The organism is Cryptosporangium sp. NPDC051539 (assembly GCF_044454545.1).
Lineage (GTDB): Bacteria > Actinomycetota > Actinomycetes > Mycobacteriales > Cryptosporangiaceae > Cryptosporangium.
Window position 1 is genome coordinate 131,061 of the sequence record NZ_JBITDV010000007.1, and the last position, 16,684, is coordinate 147,744.

Below are 16,684 nucleotides of genomic sequence, written 5' to 3' on the forward strand. Positions count from 1 at the left end.
GGACGCTTCAGGTTGTTGTCAACTTCAGTTGACGCGGCCGTCATCGTCAACTAGCGTTGACGGCATGAGCGAAGCTACGGAGCTGGCCGCGGCGGCCAGCAGCGGGGACGCCCGGGTCGGCCTGCGGGCCGTCCGCGCCCTCCGCCGACTGGCCGAGACGCTGGAAGCCGTGCAGGTCGAGAACGCACGCCGGTCGGGCTGGTCCTGGCAAGAGATCGCCGAGGTTCTCGAAGTCAGCAAGCAGGCCGTGCACAAGAAGTACGCCCGGCGCGATCCGGGCCCCCGGACCTAGAGGAGCAGCGATGTTCGAGCGATTCACCCACGATGCCCGCGACCTGGTCGTCGACGCCCGAGAACAGGCCCGCCAACTCCGCCACCCGATGATCGGCACCGAGCATCTGCTGCTGGCGATGCTCGCGAGCGACACCGCCGGCGCCGGGATCGTCCTCCGCGCGGCCGGCCTCGGCTACGACCGCATCCGCAACGATCTCCAGCAGGCCGCCGGCTGGTCCGGCAAGCTGCTCTCCGACGACGACGTCGAGGCGCTCAAGACGATCGGCATCGACCTGGACGCCGTACTGGCCAGCATCGATCGCACGCTGGGCCCCGAGTCCTGGTCGACGCCGATTCCCGAGGAGAAGCGGGGGCTGTTCCGCCGCGGCAACGGAAGCGGCCGGTTCGGGCCGCGCGCCAAGAAGGTGCTCGAGCTCTCGCTCCGCGAAGCCCTCCGCCTGCAGAGCCGCGATATCAACAGCGACCACATCCTGCTCGGGCTGATCCGCGAGGGCGAGGGACTCGGCGCCAAGCTGATCGTCGACGCCGACGTGAAGCTCGACGACCTGCGCGAAGCCACCCTCGAGCACCTGAGGAAGGCCGCATGAGCGCCCCCGCCCGGACGGCCGGCCCCCGGGATGCGGTCCACCCGGCCACCGAGTCGCTCTACTCCGAGCGGATCGGCGACGGTCCGGTGCTGCTGCTCATCCCCGGCGGTACCGGCGACGCGGCGAGCTTCGGCGCGTTACCCCGGCTGCTCGCCCGCGAGTTCACGGTCGTCACCTACGACCGCCGCGGCTTCGGGCGCAGCGCGTCCGGCGGCCCGGTCGACGACGACCGGCGCCTGACGATCGACGTCGAGGACGCGCTGCGGCTCCTCGGAGACTCCCCGGGCTACGTCCTCGGCAGCAGTTCGGGCGCGATCGTCGCGCTGCACCTGCTGGCGCGCCATCCCGAGCGGGTCGCCAGGGTGATCGCGCACGAGCCGCCGCTGATCCCGCTGCTCCCGGACGCCGGCCGCTGGCTCGACCTGCTGGACGACGTCCACGCCACGTACCGGGCCGAAGGCGCCGCGACCGCGATGCGGGTGTTCAGCGCCGCCACCGGCGCGGAACCGCCGCCGGGCGACGCGCCGGTGCTCGCGCGGCTGGCGTCCGCCCAGGACTTTTTCTTCGAGCACGAGCTGCGGCAGTACGTCCGGCAGGTGCCGGACCTCCGCGCGCTCAAGCGCGCGAAGACCCGGCTCGTGCTGGCCGGCGGACGGAACTCGGACGGCCCCGGCGGGCGGCTCCTGCCGTACCGGCCGAACCAGGTCCTCGCGTCCCGGCTCGGCCTCAGCATCACCGAGTTCCCCGGTGCCCACGCCGGGTACCTCACCCATCCGGCCGAGTTCGCCGCGCTCATTCGTTCCGTGCTGACTCCGGCTCGGTGATCCGCCGCAGCAGCGGCAGCGTCGAGGCGATCAGCCCGAGCGACGCGATCAACCCGAAGCCCACCACCAGGTAGTACTCCGCCCCGGGCGCCCGGAGCGAGATGTTCAGCTGCGACCGCAGGAACAGGTGCGCGGCCAGCAGTCCACTCCCGATCGCCACCGCGGACACGACCAGCAGCGGGAGCGCGCTCTCCATCGCGACCACCCGGCGCAGCACCCGCAGCGGTGCCCCGCTCAGCCGCAGCAGGCTGAACGGACGCCTCCGCTCGATCAACCCGCCGACCACGCCCACCGCCAGGCTGCAACCGGCGATCGGCAGGCTGGCCAGGATGATCACGCTGGCGACCTGCCGCCAGACCGCCATCGCCCGCAGGAAGCTCGAGTTGCGGTCGGCCTCGGAGCTCGGCGGCTGGGCGTAGTCTCCGAACCCGGCCTCGAGTGCCGTCCGGACCTGCTCCACAGCGACGGCCGACCCGTCGGTCTGGACGAACATCTCGGCCAGCGGAAGGCGCGCGAGCTCCTCGGCGCTCACCGTCGACGCCGGCCAGACCGTCCCCGGCTCGAGCTCGGCCGACTGCACCTCGACGACCGCGGCACCGGCCGGGCAGCGGCCCAGGTCGGGCCATCGGGCCAGGTCGGCGCAGGACGCCAGCGTCGTGTAGCCAGAGCCCCCGGCGACCTTGACCCCGACGATGTGCGTCACTCCGGAGGTGGCCCGGAGCCGGGCGTCGACCGAGGCGGGCACCGCGGTCACCCCCTCGGGCACGTACAACTGCAGGCGACTCGCGTCGCCGGGGCTGCTCTCGGCCCGGCGCTCGGAGGTCATCGTCGTGATGACGCCGATCGCGACCGTCGTGACGAACAGCGCCAGCACCAGGCCGCTGACCGACCGGAACGCGCCCTTCGGGTCGTCGGCCAGCCGCCGGGCCGCGATCAGCGTCGACGTTCGGCTCGACCGTGCGGCCAGCACCTGCGACAACGCCATCGTCAGCCACGGACCGGCCAGCATCAGCCCGATCATCACCAGCAGGATGCCGCCCAGGTACGCGTAGGTCTGCTCGTCGGTCGAGGCCGGCCGGTGCCCGACGAACCACGCCAGCTCGGCGAGGCCGACGATCAGCGGAACGATCCGCCAGATCCCCGGCGGCCGGGGTGTCACCCGCCGGGTCACGCCGAGCGGCGAGATCCGGACCCGGCGCAGCGCGAACAGCGAGGAGAACGCCGCCACGACCGGCACGCCCAGCCCCACCAGCAGTGCGTTGCCGACCGTCAGCCGGACGTCGTCCGAATAGGACGCGGCGCCGGTGAACGGGATCTCCGCGATCGGGCCGCGCAGGGCCGCGTAAAGAGCGAAACCGACGACGGTGCCGATCGTCACCGCGACGGTCGACTCGACCGCCGCGACCCAGGAGACCTGCCGAGGGGTCGCCCCGACCAGCCGCATCGCGGCGAATCGCTGCTCCCGGCGGGCGGCCGCGAGCCGCGTCGCGGAGTTGATGAAGATCAGGATCGGGAACAGCAGCCCGATCGCGACGATGCCGAGAATGGCTCTGATGACCGACGCGTCGGACTCCGGCGTCTTGGTGCTGATCGCCGAGATCCGGTCGACGCCCCCGATCGACGTCAGGTCGTCCGGCGCGCGGCCGACCAGCACGATCAGGTCGTCCGGCGCCGGCACCGCGTCCTTGGAGAGGACGCCTGCCTGCCGGCCGGGGAACCGGTCGGCGAGCTGTTCGGCCGATGTGGACGCGAGGAGCGTGCGCAGCGCGGGGGAGACGTAGTACTCCCCGGGCCCGGGGAGTCGCTCGACGCCGGGCGGCACGGGGGCGTCCGGACCGGCGGCGGCCACGTCGATCCGCTCGATCTCGTGCCCACGGAAGAAGTCGTGCCGGTCGAGCCACCAGAGCGACCCGGACGGGTCTGAATCTTCCCCCCGCGTGGAGAGCCAGGCCGTCCGGTCGTTCTGCGTGGTCACCGCGTTGATACCGGCCACGATCGCGAGCAGCATGCCGACGCCGAGGGCGACCGCGCTCGCGATCAGCACCAGGCGGGCCACCGATTCGCGTCCGCCGGTGACCGACAGCCGGAGCCCGAACCGGGCCATGGCCAGTCGATGGGTCCTCATGCGGTCAGCGCCGGGCTGTTGACGCGCCCGTCACGCACGACGACCTCGCGATCCGCGTACGCCGCCACCCGCGGCTCGTGCGTGACCAGCACGACGGTCGTCCCGTCCGCCCGTGCGACGCCGACCAGCAGATCCATCACCTGCTCACCGGTCAGCGAGTCGAGCGCGCCGGTCGGCTCGTCCGCGAACAGGACCTCCGGGCCGGCGACGAGCCCGCGCGCCAGCGCGACGCGCTGAGCCTGCCCGCCCGAGAGCTCACCCGATCGGCGACGCTCCAGCCCGGCGAGCCCCAGCCGCTCGAACCACGGCGTCGCTCGCCGGACGGCCGCACCCCGCCGGACCCCGTTCAGCAGGAGCGGCAGAGCGACGTTCTCCACCGCGGTGAGCTCCGGCACGAGCTGCCCGAACTGGAACACGAATCCGAACCGTTCCCGCCGCAGCGCGCTGCGCGCGTCTTCCGACAACGTGTCCAGCCGCGACCCGGCGAACTCCACCGAGCCCGACGACGGCGTCAGGATTCCGGCCAGGCAGTGCAGCAGTGTGGACTTACCGGAGCCGCTCGGCCCCATGATCGCCAGCATCTCCCCGCGCTCCACCTGGAGCGAGGCGCCGCGCAGCGCTGGCGTCTCGCCGAACGAGAGCTCCAGCTCGGAAGCCGTCAGGATCATCGCTGCACCGCCTTGGCGAGGGTGCCCAGCCGGGCACTGGTCAGGTCGATCCACCGGAGGTCGGCCTCCAGGTGGAACAGCGCGTGGTCGGCGAGCAACGCGTCGACCAATTCGCCGGAGCGCTTGAGCTCGGTGAGCTCGCGCATCCGGCGCAGGTGCGCCGCCCGCTGCCGATCGAGGTACTCCTCGGCCGGTCGCTCGAGCATCAGGCTCAGGACGACCTTGGAGAACAAGATGCTCTGCAGGGTGGGTTCGGGCTCGACCGGCTCGGTGAGCCAGGTGTCGACCTCGGTCGCCCCGCGCTCGGTGATCAGGTAGCGCTTCCGCTCCGGGCCTTCGCCCGGAGCGACCTCGCCGATCACCACTTTGCCGTCCCGGGCCAGGCGGCCGAGCGTCGAGTACACCTGGCCGAACGAGAGGGGCTTTCCGCGACCGAAGAACGTGTCGTAGTCGCGCTTGAGGTCGTAGCCGTGGCTCGGCTCGCGTTCGAGCAGGCCAAGGAGGGTCAGTGGAACGCTCATGAGCGCGACTATACGCTGAGAGTATACGCCGCGTACATAGCCAGATTCGGAAGCCTGCGGTGGGGCGAGGCAACTCTTGTCGTGCGCGCGAGGTCTAATGCGAAGGTGGGTGAGAGAGAGCCGCGTAGGGTCGGCGCGGTCCCGCCGGCCTTCGCCGGTGCCGCCGCGCTGGCGGCTGCCCCCGCGCCCGCACCGGCCCGGCCCCGGCCTCGCCGCGGCGAGAACCGCTACCGGCTCGTGCGTCCGTCCACCGTGCCGGCCGAGCGCTTCGCACTCGATTCCGATCAGCTCGCGGTCACCGAGCACGACGCCGGGCCGCTGCTCGTGCTCGCCGGGCCCGGCACCGGAAAGACCACCACGCTCGTCGAGTCCGTGGTGGCCCGCGTCGAAGCCGGCGCCGACCCCGAATCGGTGCTCGTACTCACTTTTGGACGCAAGGCCGCCGGCCGCCTCCGCGAACGGATCACCGAGCGCCTGGGCACCACCACCACCGAGCCGCTCGCCCGCACGTTCCACTCGTACGCCTGGGGTCTGCTCCGGCGTGACTCCTCGCTGCGCGGCGAACGCCCGCCCCGCCTCCTCACCGGCCCCGAGCAGGACGCGCTCATCCGCGACCTGCTGGACGGAAACGTGGACGGGGTCGGCGTCCGCTGGCCCGACCCGGAGCAGCTCGAGGCACCCCGCGGTTTCGCCGCCGAACTGCGTGACCTGATGCTCCGCGTGATGGAGCGCGGCATCGATCCGGTCGGCCTCGACGAGCTGGGCCGGCAGCAGCAACGGGCCGACTGGCGCGCGGCCGCGCTCTTCCTCGAGCAGTACTTCGACGTGCTGGAGCTCCGCGACGCGGAAAGCCTGAACCAGGGCCCCGGCTACGACAACGCGCTGATCATCCAGGAAGCCGTCACGCTGCTGCGCAACGATCCCGAGTTGCTCGCGCAGGAGCGCCGGTCCCGCCAGTACGTCTTCGTGGACGAGTACCAGGAGACCGATCCGGCCCAGCGCGAACTGCTCCGGCTGCTCTGCGACGGCGGCCGGTTCCTGGTCGTCGCCGGAGACCCCGACCAGTCGATCTTCTCGTTCCGCGGCGCCGACCCGGATGGCGTCCGCACGTTCGTGGACGACTTCCCGTCCGCCGACGGCGAGCCGGCCCCCGCGATCATCCTGAACACCGCCCACCGGGCCGGTCCCGCGCTGCAGGAGGTGGCCGACCGGGTCGCCACCCGCCTGCGCGGCGGCGTCCGGCAGCGCACTCCCCACCTAGGGGCGGAGACCCCACCTGGCCTCGCCGACGGCGTGGAGGTCGCGATCGTGCGCAGTGCCACGCAGGAGGCCGCCTACGTCGCGCACCGGCTCCGCCGCGCACACCTGATCGACGGCGTGCCCTGGTCGCGGATGGCGGTGCTGGTCCGGTCCGCTCCCCGCTCGGCGTCCACGCTGCGCCGCGGGCTGATGCACGCCGGCATCCCGGTCGAGATCGACACCGACGAACTGCCGCTGGCCCAGCAGCGCGGGGTCGCGCCGCTGGTCAAGGCACTCGGCGTGGCGCTGCATCCGGAGCGTCTGGACGACGGAGCCGCGGTCGGCCTGCTCACGTCCCCGCTCGGCGACGCCGACGCGCTGAGCCTGCGGCGGCTCCGTCAGCAGCTCCGGCTGGTCGCGTCGGCCGGTGGCGACGTCCGGTCGTCGGCCGAGCTGCTGCCCGAGGCGCTCGCCGACCCGCGCGACCTGATCCCGATCGACTCGGAGTGGGGCCGCCCGGCCCGGCGGGTCGCGGCCGTGCTGCAGGCCGTCCGGGAAGCGACCGAGGCGCCCGGTGCCACTCCCGAGTCGGTGCTCTGGGCCGCCTGGGAGACGTCCGGCCTCAGCGCCCGCTGGGAGGAACAGAGCCTGCGCGGTGGCTCCGAGGGCGCCGACGCCGACTCCGCCCTCGACGCTGCGGTTGCGCTGTTCGACCAGGCCGCCCGGTTCGTCGACGGTCTGCCCGGCGCCACCCCGGCGATGTTCCTCGACTACCTCGAGCACCTGCGCATCCCGGCCGACTCGATCGCGCCCACCGGGCGCCGCGCCGAGGTCGTCCGCATCCTCACCGCGCACGGAGCCAAGGGCCTGGAGTGGGACGTCGTGGCGGTGGCCGGCGTCCAGGAGGGGCTCTGGCCGGATCTGCGTCCGCGGGGCAGCGTGCTGGGCTCGGAAGAGCTGGTCGACGTCGTCGCCGGGCGTCCGCACCAACCGGCCGGGCACCTGTCCGCGCTGCTCGACGAGGAGCGGCGGCTGTTCTACGTGGCGGTCACCCGGGCCCGGCGGGCGGTGCTGATCACCGCGGTCGACACCGTCGACGGCGAGGACGCCGAGCAGGCGTCCCGGTTCCTGGACGAGGTCGACCCGCTGCTCGAGCCGGAACGGCCCACCGCGGTGGTGCCCCGTCAGCTCACGCTGCCCGCCCTCGTCGCCGAGCTGCGTCGCGTCGTACTGGATCGCGAGGGCGATCCGGTGCGGCGCAGAGCCGCCGCGCGGCAACTGGCCCGGCTGGCCGGTGCCGGGGTGCCGGGCGCCGACCCGGCCGAGTGGTGGGGTTTCGCACCGCTCTCCGACGCGCAGGCGCTGCGCGGCCCGGACGAGCGGGTCTCGGTCTCGCCGTCGCGCGTCGAGGCGTTCCAGACCTGCGCGCTGCGCTGGCTGCTGGAGACCAGCGGGGGCGGTACCACCAGCACCGCCCAGGGCATCGGTACGGTCGTGCACGACGTCGCCGCCGAGGTCAGCGCCGTGCAGACCGTGCCCGACCTGCACGCGCTCTCCAGCCGGCTGAACGAGCGCTGGCGCCGGGTCGACGTCACCGGCTGGTACGGCCGCAAGCAGCACGAACGCGCCACCCAGATGGTCGACCGGCTGGCCGAATGGCTGGCCGGCAACCCGCGTCAGCTGATCGCGGTCGAGCGCGAGTTCTCGGTCGACGTCGGGCGCGCGACGATCCGCGGCCGGGTCGACCGCCTCGAACGCGACGACGACGGCCGGCTGGTCGTCGTCGACCTCAAGACCGGGGCGAGCAAGCCGCCGGAGGAGGCCGTCAAGACCCATTCCCAGCTCGGCGTCTACCAGCTGGCGGTGGAGCAGGGCGCATTTGGGGAGCACGGCTCCGAGACCGGCGGAGCCTCGCTGGTCCACATCGGTATGCCGACCAGGCGCGCCTCCGAGCAGAAGCAGGATCCGCCCGAGACGAACTGGGCCGAGCACCTGGTCCGCGACGTCGCCGACGGCATGGCGGGCAGCGTGTTCGAGGCCACCCAGAACAACTACTGCCGGATGTGCGCGGTCGCCTCGTCCTGCCCGATCGTCTCGGGACAGGTGACCGACGAGTGACCGACGGCTGGCCGGCCGGGTCGTTCTCGGCGTTGGAGATCGCCGAGCGCCTCGACCTGCCCCGGCCGACCGACGAGCAGGTCGCGGTGATCGAGGCGCCGCTCGCACCGGTGCTCGTGGTGGCCGGGGCCGGCTCGGGCAAGACCGAGACGATGTCCGCCCGGGTCGTCTGGCTGGTCGCGAACGGCCTGGTGCGGCCGGAGGAGGTGCTCGGCCTCACGTTCACCCGGAAGGCCGCGGCCGAGCTCTCCAACCGGGTCCGGCACCGGCTGGGGCAGTTGCGCGGCGTCATGCAGGGTGGCGTCCAGGTCGGTGACCCCACCGTGGCCACCTACAACGCATACGCCGCCCGGGTGGTCGCCGAGCACGGGCTGCGGGCCGGGTACGAGCCGTCCGCCCGGCTGCTCACCGACGCCCGCACCTGGCAACTGGCCAGCGGTTCGGTCCAGATCTACGACGGAGACATGTCCCACGTCGACTGGACCCCGCCGACCGTCTCGACCGCCGTACTCGACCTGGCCGGTCAGCTCGCCGAGCACCTGCGCACCACCGACGAGCTGGTCAGCTGGACCGAGGCGTTCGTCCGCCGGATCGTCGCGCTGCCCAAGGGGCCGCGTCAGCGCAACGACCTGGCGCCCGAGCTGAAGAAGGTGCTCGACGTCCAGCGCGCCCGCCTGCAGTTGCTGCCGCTCGTCGAGGAGTACGACCAGCACAAACGCCGGGACGAGCTGATGGACTTCGCCGACCAGGTGTCGCGGGCCGCACGCGTCGCGAGCAACCACCCGGAGGTCGGCCGGGTCGAGCGGGCCCGGTACCGGATCGTTTTACTCGACGAGTACCAAGACACCAGCCACGCGCAGCTGGTGCTGCTGCGCTCGCTGTTCGGTGACGGCCACCCGGTGACCGCGGTCGGCGATCCCTGCCAGTCGATCTACGCCTGGCGCGGCGCCAGCGCGGGCAACCTGACCCGTTTCCCGGAACACTTCCCGCGTCGCAGCGGGGACACGCCCGTGCTGCCGCTCACCACCAGCTGGCGCAACGGGCCGCGGATCCTCGACCTGGCCAACGCACTCTCGGCCCCCCTGCGTGGCACCCCGGGCCCCCGCGCCTGGGTCACCGACGCGATCGTCGGCACCCCGGTGCCCGAACTGCGGGCCGCACCGCACCGCACCGACCCCGGTGAGCTGCTCTGCGCCCTGCACGAGACCGTCAACGACGAGGCGGTCTGGATCGCGTCGCAGATCGCCACCCGCTGGCGCGCCGCAGACCAGCCTCCCACCGTCGCGGTCCTCGCCCGGACCAGGAACCAGTTCGAGCGCCTGGCCGACGCGCTGCGGGCGGCCGGTCTGCCGGTCGAGGTGGTCGGTCTCGGCGGTCTGCTCGCCACCCCCGAGGTCCGCGACCTCGTCGCGACGCTGAACGTCCTCATCGATCCGACAGCCGGTGCCGCGCTGATCCGGTTGCTCTCCGGTGCCCGGTGGCGGTTCGGTCCCCGCGATCTGGACGCTCTGGGGCGGCGCGCCCGTGAGCTCGCGCAAGCGCACGAAGGCCCGGACTCCGCGGCCAGTGACCTGCCGATCGAGAAGGCCGAGGAGCGCAGCGTCATCGAGGCGCTCGACGACCTCGGGCCGGCCGAGGCGTACTCCCCGGTGGGACACGAGCGGCTCACCGTATTCGCCCAGGAGCTGCGGCGGCTGCGGCTGCGGGTCAACCAGCCGGTGCCCGACGTGGTCGCCGAAGTGGAACTGGCGCTCGGCCTCGACATCGAGGTCGGCAGCCGGACGCTGGACGCCGCGGCGCCCGGCACCGCGTCGCTGGCCCGCGCGCACCTCGACGCGTTCGCCGACGTCGCGGCCGACTTCGCCGAGGCCGCCGAACAGCCGACGCTGAGCGCGTTCCTCTCCTACCTGAGCGCCGCCGACGAGCGCGAACGCGGGCTCGCGCCGGGTCAGGTCGACGTCCGGCCGGGTGCCGTGCAGGTGCTCACCGTGCACGCCGCCAAGGGCCTGGAGTGGGACGTGGTCGCGGTGCCCGGCTTGTCGGAGAAAGTGTTTCCCGGTGCCGCGAAGATGTCCGACACCTGGAGCCGCGGCCTCGGCGTCCTGCCGTTCGAGTTGCGCGGCGACGCGTCCGACCTGCCGTCGCTGGTGCTCACCGGAGTGACCGACCAGGGTGAGGCCAAGGCCGCGCTGGCCCGGTTCGGTGACGCCTGGAAGGCTCGGGCCACCGCCGACGAACGTCGGCTGGTGTACGTCGCGGTCACCCGCGCCCGGCACGCGCTGCTCTGCTCCGGGGCCTGGTGGGACGCCGGTGTCGAACCCCGGGGCCCGTCCCAGTTCCTCCTCGAGGTGCACGAACACAGCGTCGCGGGCGGCGGCGTGGTCGACGTGTGGACCGAGGAGCCGCCGCCGGGCACCGAGAACCCGCTGCTGGCCGCGGGCCGGGTCGCGCTCTGGCCGTTCGATCCGCTCGGCGCCCGCCGGGACGAAGTGGAGGAAGCCGCCGCTCTGGTCGTCGCGGCAGCGACCGCCGACGAGACCGAGGCCGAGCGGGAGGCCGGCGACGCCTGGTCGGAGGAGGCCGAGATGCTGCTCGCCGAGCGCGAGGCGGCCCGGCCCGACGACCTCGTCGAGGTGCCGCTGCCCGGTCAGCTGACCGTCTCGCAGCTGGTGCTGCTCCGTCGCGACGCGGACGAACTGGCGCGCGTGCTGCGGCGGCCGGTGCCGTCGCCCCCGGCCCCGCTGGCCCGCCGGGGCACCGCGTTCCACGCCTGGCTGGAGCGGCGGTTCGGCGCCGACCGGCTGCTCGACCTGGACGAACTGCCCGGTGCCGCCGACGCCGGTGAGTCACCGGACGACGAACTGCCCGCGCTGCAGGAGGCGTTCCTGCGCAGCGAGTGGGCCGACCGGGTGCCGCAGCACGTCGAGGTACCGTTCGCGACGCTCCTGGGCTCAGTGGTCCTGAGGGGCCGGATCGACGCGGTGTTCCGCACCACGTCCGGCTGGGAGGTCGTCGACTGGAAGACCGGACGCCCGCCGACCGGCCCGGCCGCCGATGCCGCTCTGGTGCAGCTGGCCGCCTACCGGCTGGCCTGGGCCGCCCTCGCCGGGTGCGGGGTGGACGAGGTCAGTGCGGCGTTCCACTACGTCCGCGCGGTCCGGACCGACCGGCCGGCCGACCTCCTCGACTCCGACGGGCTGATCGCGCTGATCAGCGCGCTGCCACGCGTGTGACGATCAGTTCGGCGATGCGGTCGGGTACCTGGTCGGGCAGCCAGTGGCTGAGCCCGTCGAGCTCCACGAACTCGTAGTCGCTCTCCACATAGGTGCCGCAGAGTTCGGCCCCGGCACGGCCGAGCGCCCGGTCGCCGTCGCTCCAGACGTACGTCGTCGGGACGCGGACCGGTTCGGCCTCGGCGGCGTCCCGGCCCGACATCGCCCGGTACCAGTTCAGCGCGGCGGTGAGGGCGCCCTTTTCGCGCAGGGGCTCGACGTACGCGTCGACCTGCTGCGGCGTCAGCCCCGAGCCGTCGAACACCTTGCGCAACTGCCGGGCGCCGAACGCCAGCAGAGCGCGCTCGGCCACCCACTTGCGCTTGAAGAACAGCATGTACGTCGACCTGCGCCGCTGCTCGGAATTTTCGCGCAGTGCGGTGCGGAACGCGCGCGGGTGCGGCACCGACAGCGCGGTCAGCGTCCGGACACGATCCGGGTGACGTCCGGCGAGGTGCCAGGCCACGACCGCGCCCCAGTCGTGCCCGACGAGATGCGCGGACTCCAGCCCGAACGCGTCGAGCAGCGCGACCGCGTCGGCCACCAGGTGGTCGGTGCGGTAGTCCGCGATCTCGCGCGGGCGCGCCCCGGGGGAGTAGCCGCGCTGGTCCGGCGCGAACGTGCGGTACCCGGCCTCGTGGAGCGGTTCCACGACCCGGTCCCACTCGCCGGCGTTTTGCGGAAAACCGTGCAGCAGGACGATCGGCTCCCCGTCGGCCGGCCCGCCGATCGTGACGTCGAACGTGAGGCCGTCGGCGGTGTATCGCGTCATCGGGTCTCGCTCCCGAACGCGTCGAACTCGTTGCCCTCGGGGTCGGCCAGTACCCACCAGAAGATGTCGGTGTCGGGGCGCCGGAGCAGCGTCGCCCCGGCGTCGATCAGCGGTCCGGGATCGGCGCCGGCCAGGTCGACGTCCCAGTGGAGGCGGTTCTTGACGGTCTTGGGTTCGGGGACGGGGTCGAAGACCCAGTCGTTCCAGGGGAAGCCGGCCGCACCCTCGATCCAGGCGTAGCCCTTGCTCTCGGCTTCGTGCACGGTGCCGCCGACCTGAGCCGCCCACCAGGTCGCCTGCGCGAGCGCGTCGGAACAGTCGACGACGAGCTCGAACGGTGTCGTTCGCGCCGGAGGCGTCTCCCCGGGAGGGAAGGCGCAGAACAGGTTGCCGTCCGGGTCGGCGAGGACCCACCACGGGTCGGTGCCGGGCTCGGTGACGATCCGGGCGCCGAGCGCGACCAGCGGAGACGGATCCGGTTCCGGAAGCCGCAGGTCGAGATGGACGCGGGTCTTCCCGGCTCGTGGCTCGGGGACCGGGTTGACCCAGATCTGGCTGGCGCGCGGCTCTCCCGGCCGGGCTTCGACGCGGTAGCCGCGGGTCGCCTCGGTGCTCACCGTGCCCAGCACGTCGGCCCAGAACCGGCTGAGCTCCTCCGCGCTGTTCAACGGGGCGTCCAGACACAAATCGCGAAACGAGGCGTTCGGCATATCAGTCACTGTGCCGCAGCCCGGACATGGTCGCCGAGCTGTTACCAGTGAGGCGTGAGATGTGCATCACATCCCGAGTCCGGCTTGCGGCGAATGTCAGGGAACTAGCGGGCCGCAGTGACCGGATCGCGACATTAGTACGTTGCCCCGCTGACAGATCGCCGACGGCGAACGCAAGAGACTAGCTCTTGAATGCAACCGCAAGGAGTCTCGGAGCGTCTGACGGCGTGAGGGACTTTTACTCCGGGCGGGGCGACGTCCGGAGACGACCGGGAGGTGTCGAGGATGCGCTTGTACCGGCGAGCCCAGGCTGCCGGGTGGTCGACGGTGGTGTTCAGTGCCACGGTAGGCCTGGCGGTAGCGGCCCTGGTCGCCCTGACACCCTGGCAGGTGCCAGACCTCTCCGCCGCGCGTGACCGGACGCAATCCGTGAGGGACAATCAGACGGTCGAGCGCAGCGAGGAAGTGCGGAGCTTCGTCGCTGTCACCCGGGTTTTCCAGGGCGTGAGCTGGTTCGAGCCGCGCTGATCCGACCCCGGGCGGAAGTCCACGGGAGCGGAGAGCATGACGACGCCCGGAGAGCCGAGCCCATGGGCCCGCCCGACCGAGGGTGGCCGGCCGCCGTCCGGCGTCACGTGGGTGTCGCCCACCACCGGTGCGCCGGTTTCCCCGCGATTCCGGCCGCCCGCCGCCCCGTCGCCCCGGGTGCCGCCGCCGGCCTCCGGATCCGGGCTGCGGTGGCTCATCGGCGGTGGGGTCGGTCTCGCTGTGGTGCTGGTCGTGGTTCTCGTTCTCGCACTCACCGGGGTTTTCCGCACTGAGCAGTCGTCGTTGTTCGGGCCGTTCGGGGGCGGTGATCCGGAGCCGTCCGGGCCGCCGCTCGCCCAGCTGTGCCCACCGGCGTCCGCAGATCCGGCGCCGGGCGGCAAAGAGGAGCCGCCGGTCGAGGGGCCGCGCATCGACGACCGTGACTCCGGCATCTCGTACCTGCGCCTGGGGCAGCCCTGGGTGACCTGGGACCGCGGCTCCTGGGGCCAGGGGACCCTCGGCGTCGACTTCCGGACCGGCTACTACTTCGTCACCGAGTCGTACTCACAGGGTGACTACCTGGCGTCGGTGCTGTCCGGGAAGGTTCCGGCCACGGTCGGCGACAGCCTCACGCTGAACCTGCCCTGCGCCGGACGCCAGGTCGCCGAGGACGTCCGGCGGGCGTACTACCCGCAGCCGAACGTCAAGGAGCAGGCCCGCGACGAGCAGGTCATCGTCGGCGGCCGCCCGGCCTGGGTGTCGACGTTCCACCTGACGTTCCAGGCGAGCGGCCTGCAGGCGCGCGGCGAGCAGGTCGCCGTCGTCCTGGTCGACGTGGGCCGCCCCGACGCGGCCGTCCTCTACATCTCGATCCCCGACACCCACAAACAGCTGGACCCCGAAATCGACAAGGTCATCGCGAGCATCCAACCCGCCTAGTCGTGCTCGCGGGCGGGTGCCGTGGTTGAACCCTTGCCCCGGTCCGGGCCTGGGCGAGGGTTCATTCACGCATACCGGGAACGACCGCGCCGGTCGCGGAAGCGACCGGCGCGCGCCCTGCAGGCGTCAGGATGATCGTCAGTCGGAAGGGGAGCCGGCGTAGAGGCCGTCGAGCTCGCTGGAGTACTTCTCCTCGACGAACTTGCGGCGGACCTTCAGCGAGGGGGTGATCTCGCCGTTGTCGACCGACAGGTCCTGGGGCAGGATCACGAACCCCTTGATCGACTCCCAGCGGTTCACCTGGCCGTTGAGCTGGTCGATGCCGGCCTGGACGTGCGCCCGCACCTGCGGATGGCCGGCCAGCTCGGCCGTCCCCAGCGATTCCAGCCCGGCACCCTGCGCCCAGGTCCGCATCTCGTCCTCGTCGAGCGTGATCAGCATCGTGCAGAAGTTCCGCGTGTGCACGAGCACCTGACTCACCTGCGGAACGATCGTCTTGAACAGACCCTCGAGGTACGACGGGGCGACGTACTTGCCACCCGACGTCTTCACCAGGTCTTTCTTCCGGTCGGTGATGCGCAGGAACCCGTCGTCGAGCTCGCCGATGTCGCCGGTGTGGAACCAGCCGTCGTCGTCCAGCACCGCGTCGGTCTCTTCGGGCAGGTGGTGGTAGCCACGCATGACGTTGCCGCCGCGCAGCAGGATCTCCCCGTCCTCGGCGATCTTCACCTCGAGGTCGCCTAGCGGCAGGCCGACCGTGCCGAGCCGGAACCGCTCGGGCAGGTTGACGAACGCGCCGGCCGCGGTCTCGGTGAGCCCGTAGCCCTCGTAGATCGGGATGCCCGCCGCGTGGAAGAACTCGTTGACCTCGCGGGACAGCGGCGCCGCACCGGAGATCATCCCGCGCATCTTCCCGCCGAACCGCGCCTGCAGCTTGCTGAACACGAGCTTCGTCGCGATCGAGTACTTGAGCGCCAGCAGCCCGGACGGCTGCTTGCCCTGCTCCCGCAGCGCCACGACCTCACGGCCGACGCCGAGCGCCCAGTTGAAGATCTTCCAGGTCGCGCCGCCCTTGTCGTGCGCCATGCCGCGGACGCGGTTGTAGACCTTCTCGTAGATTCGGGGCACACCGGCCATCACGGTCGGCCGCACGGTGGCCAGGCTGTCGACGATCTTGTCGACCCGGCCGTCCACGTAGCTCTCGAACCCGAGCGTGAGCTGCGCGCAGAGCAGAACCTTGCCGAACGAGTGGGCCATCGGCAGCCAGAGGTACTGCAGATCGTGCTGCTCGATGATGCCGAGGCCGGCCTGCGCCTCGGACTCCCAGATCCAGTTCGCGTGCACCAGCCGGACGCCCTTCGGCCGGCCCGTGGTGCCGGACGTGTAGATCAGCGTGGCCAGGTCTTCCGGCCCGATACCGGCGATGCGCTCCTCGATCAGCGTCGGCTCGGCGATCAGCCGGTCGCTGCCCCGGTTGAGCAGGTCGGACAGGCTGAGCACCTCGGGACCGTCGTCGCCGGCGGTCTCGACCGGCTCGAACGTCACGATCGCTCGCAGGTCGGGCAGGTCGTCGAGCCGCTCCTGGAACTTCGCGAGCTGCGTCGCGTCTTCGGCGAACAGGACGACGCTGCCGGAGTCGGCGAGGATGAACGCCGCGTCACCGGCCTCGGTGGTCGGATAGATCGTCGTCGTCGCACCACCGGCACACATCACGGCGAGGTCGGCGAGGATCCACTCCACCCGGGTGCCGGCCGCGATACCGACCCGGTCGCCCGGGCTCACGCCCAGCTCGACCAGGCCCGCGGCGAGCGCGAACACCTGGTCGGCGGTCTCCTGCCAGGTGAGGCTCGTGGTGCCGATGGCACCCTCGGCGGTCGTCGTGGTGATCGGCGCCGGCCCCGAGAACGCCCGCCCGGTCGGGTTCTTCGTCACCTGAGCGACAAAAAGCTGGCCGATCGAGCGATGTCCGGTGTCAACGGTGACGGTCATGCTGGGCGCCCCCTTGGAGTGTGATGTCGCACACGGTACGGGCGGACATACGCACGTGTGCGGAGATTGCCGAGGTGGGGGAACTGCATCGATCCGGG

13 protein-coding genes and 1 pseudogene are annotated in these 16,684 nt (G+C 72.2%); 8 read left to right on the forward strand and 6 right to left on the reverse strand.

What is annotated here, in order from left to right:
- Nucleotides 1-64: 64 nt before the first annotated feature.
- From ACIBZJ_RS22545 to ACIBZJ_RS22560, 4 genes and pseudogenes are all read left to right on the forward strand, one after another.
- On the forward strand, nucleotides 65-292 hold the full coding sequence (locus tag ACIBZJ_RS22545; protein WP_395932569.1) for a hypothetical protein: 228 nt from the start codon (nucleotides 65-67) through the stop codon (nucleotides 290-292).
- Nucleotides 293-302: 10 nt separating this feature from the next.
- Nucleotides 303-599, forward strand: a pseudogene (locus ACIBZJ_RS22550) (Clp protease N-terminal domain-containing protein); the annotation flags it as partial.
- Nucleotides 600-698: 99 nt separating this feature from the next.
- Nucleotides 699-881, forward strand: a complete 183-nt coding sequence (locus ACIBZJ_RS22555) for a Clp protease N-terminal domain-containing protein (RefSeq protein ID WP_395933225.1) — start codon at nucleotides 699-701, stop codon at nucleotides 879-881.
- On the forward strand, nucleotides 878-1,705 hold the full coding sequence (locus ACIBZJ_RS22560; RefSeq protein ID WP_395932571.1) for an alpha/beta fold hydrolase: 828 nt from the start codon (nucleotides 878-880) through the stop codon (nucleotides 1,703-1,705). Before ACIBZJ_RS22555 ends, ACIBZJ_RS22560 begins: the two co-directional genes overlap by 4 nt.
- Here ACIBZJ_RS22560 and ACIBZJ_RS22565 read toward each other — a convergent pair.
- From ACIBZJ_RS22565 to ACIBZJ_RS22575, 3 genes are read right to left on the reverse strand one after another with little or no spacing between them, the layout of a single operon-like run.
- Nucleotides 1,674-3,830 (reverse strand): FtsX-like permease family protein, encoded by a 2,157-nt coding sequence (locus ACIBZJ_RS22565; RefSeq protein ID WP_395932573.1) that lies wholly within the window; start codon nucleotides 3,828-3,830, stop codon nucleotides 1,674-1,676. The two genes, ACIBZJ_RS22560 and ACIBZJ_RS22565, sit on opposite strands and share 32 nt — an antisense overlap.
- Entirely contained in the window at nucleotides 3,827-4,498 is a 672-nt protein-coding gene (locus tag ACIBZJ_RS22570; protein WP_395932575.1) for an ABC transporter ATP-binding protein, read from the reverse strand. Before ACIBZJ_RS22570 ends, ACIBZJ_RS22565 begins: the two co-directional genes overlap by 4 nt.
- Nucleotides 4,495-5,019: a PadR family transcriptional regulator gene (locus tag ACIBZJ_RS22575; RefSeq protein ID WP_395932577.1), complete on the reverse strand. Its 525-nt coding sequence runs from the start codon at nucleotides 5,017-5,019 to the stop codon at nucleotides 4,495-4,497. Before ACIBZJ_RS22575 ends, ACIBZJ_RS22570 begins: the two co-directional genes overlap by 4 nt.
- A 237-nt stretch (nucleotides 5,020-5,256) precedes the next feature.
- Here ACIBZJ_RS22575 and ACIBZJ_RS22580 point away from each other — a divergent pair, with 237 nt between their 5' ends.
- Both ACIBZJ_RS22580 and ACIBZJ_RS22585 read left to right on the forward strand, forming a co-directional pair.
- Nucleotides 5,257-8,376: an ATP-dependent helicase gene (locus tag ACIBZJ_RS22580; RefSeq protein ID WP_395933227.1), complete on the forward strand. Its 3,120-nt coding sequence runs from the start codon at nucleotides 5,257-5,259 to the stop codon at nucleotides 8,374-8,376.
- Nucleotides 8,373-11,609, forward strand: coding sequence for an ATP-dependent helicase (locus ACIBZJ_RS22585; protein ID WP_395932579.1), 3,237 nt, complete (start codon nucleotides 8,373-8,375; stop codon nucleotides 11,607-11,609). Before ACIBZJ_RS22580 ends, ACIBZJ_RS22585 begins: the two co-directional genes overlap by 4 nt.
- Here ACIBZJ_RS22585 and ACIBZJ_RS22590 read toward each other — a convergent pair.
- Both ACIBZJ_RS22590 and ACIBZJ_RS22595 read right to left on the reverse strand, forming a co-directional pair.
- A complete protein-coding gene (locus tag ACIBZJ_RS22590) occupies nucleotides 11,587-12,420 on the reverse strand; it encodes an alpha/beta fold hydrolase (protein WP_395932581.1) in 834 nt (277 codons plus the stop codon). The two genes, ACIBZJ_RS22585 and ACIBZJ_RS22590, sit on opposite strands and share 23 nt — an antisense overlap.
- Nucleotides 12,417-13,130: a VOC family protein gene (locus tag ACIBZJ_RS22595; RefSeq protein WP_395932583.1), complete on the reverse strand. Its 714-nt coding sequence runs from the start codon at nucleotides 13,128-13,130 to the stop codon at nucleotides 12,417-12,419. The genes ACIBZJ_RS22590 and ACIBZJ_RS22595 overlap by 4 nt, the downstream gene beginning before the upstream one ends.
- 285 nt (nucleotides 13,131-13,415) lie before the next feature.
- Here ACIBZJ_RS22595 and ACIBZJ_RS22600 point away from each other — a divergent pair, with 285 nt between their 5' ends.
- Nucleotides 13,416-13,658, forward strand: coding sequence for a hypothetical protein (locus ACIBZJ_RS22600; RefSeq protein WP_395932585.1), 243 nt, complete (start codon nucleotides 13,416-13,418; stop codon nucleotides 13,656-13,658).
- Between the two features lie 36 nt (nucleotides 13,659-13,694).
- The gene (locus ACIBZJ_RS22605) at nucleotides 13,695-14,597 is read left to right on the forward strand and encodes a hypothetical protein (RefSeq protein WP_395932587.1); all 903 of its coding nucleotides are present in this window, start codon (nucleotides 13,695-13,697) and stop codon (nucleotides 14,595-14,597) included.
- A 138-nt stretch (nucleotides 14,598-14,735) separates the two neighbouring features.
- Here the strand turns inward: ACIBZJ_RS22605 and ACIBZJ_RS22610 are convergent, their stop codons facing one another.
- A complete protein-coding gene (locus tag ACIBZJ_RS22610) occupies nucleotides 14,736-16,586 on the reverse strand; it encodes an AMP-dependent synthetase/ligase (RefSeq protein ID WP_395932589.1) in 1,851 nt (616 codons plus the stop codon).
- Nucleotides 16,587-16,684 lie beyond the last annotated feature (98 nt).

Excerpts from the sequence above, each read along its gene's own strand:
- ACIBZJ_RS22590 (WP_395932581.1), bottom strand. The coding sequence starts at position 12,420 with ATGACGCGATACACCGCCGACGGCCTCACGTTCGACGTCACGATCGGC.
- ACIBZJ_RS22570 (WP_395932575.1), bottom strand. The coding sequence starts at position 4,498 with ATGATCCTGACGGCTTCCGAGCTGGAGCTCTCGTTCGGCGAGACGCCA.
- ACIBZJ_RS22545 (WP_395932569.1), top strand. The coding sequence starts at position 65 with ATGAGCGAAGCTACGGAGCTGGCCGCGGCGGCCAGCAGCGGGGACGCC.
- ACIBZJ_RS22565 (WP_395932573.1), bottom strand. The coding sequence starts at position 3,830 with ATGAGGACCCATCGACTGGCCATGGCCCGGTTCGGGCTCCGGCTGTCG.
- ACIBZJ_RS22575 (WP_395932577.1), bottom strand. The coding sequence starts at position 5,019 with ATGAGCGTTCCACTGACCCTCCTTGGCCTGCTCGAACGCGAGCCGAGC.
- ACIBZJ_RS22610 (WP_395932589.1), bottom strand. The coding sequence starts at position 16,586 with ATGACCGTCACCGTTGACACCGGACATCGCTCGATCGGCCAGCTTTTT.
- ACIBZJ_RS22560 (WP_395932571.1), top strand. The coding sequence starts at position 878 with ATGAGCGCCCCCGCCCGGACGGCCGGCCCCCGGGATGCGGTCCACCCG.
- ACIBZJ_RS22600 (WP_395932585.1), top strand. The coding sequence starts at position 13,416 with ATGCGCTTGTACCGGCGAGCCCAGGCTGCCGGGTGGTCGACGGTGGTG.
- ACIBZJ_RS22605 (WP_395932587.1), top strand. The coding sequence starts at position 13,695 with ATGACGACGCCCGGAGAGCCGAGCCCATGGGCCCGCCCGACCGAGGGT.
- ACIBZJ_RS22595 (WP_395932583.1), bottom strand. The coding sequence starts at position 13,130 with ATGCCGAACGCCTCGTTTCGCGATTTGTGTCTGGACGCCCCGTTGAAC.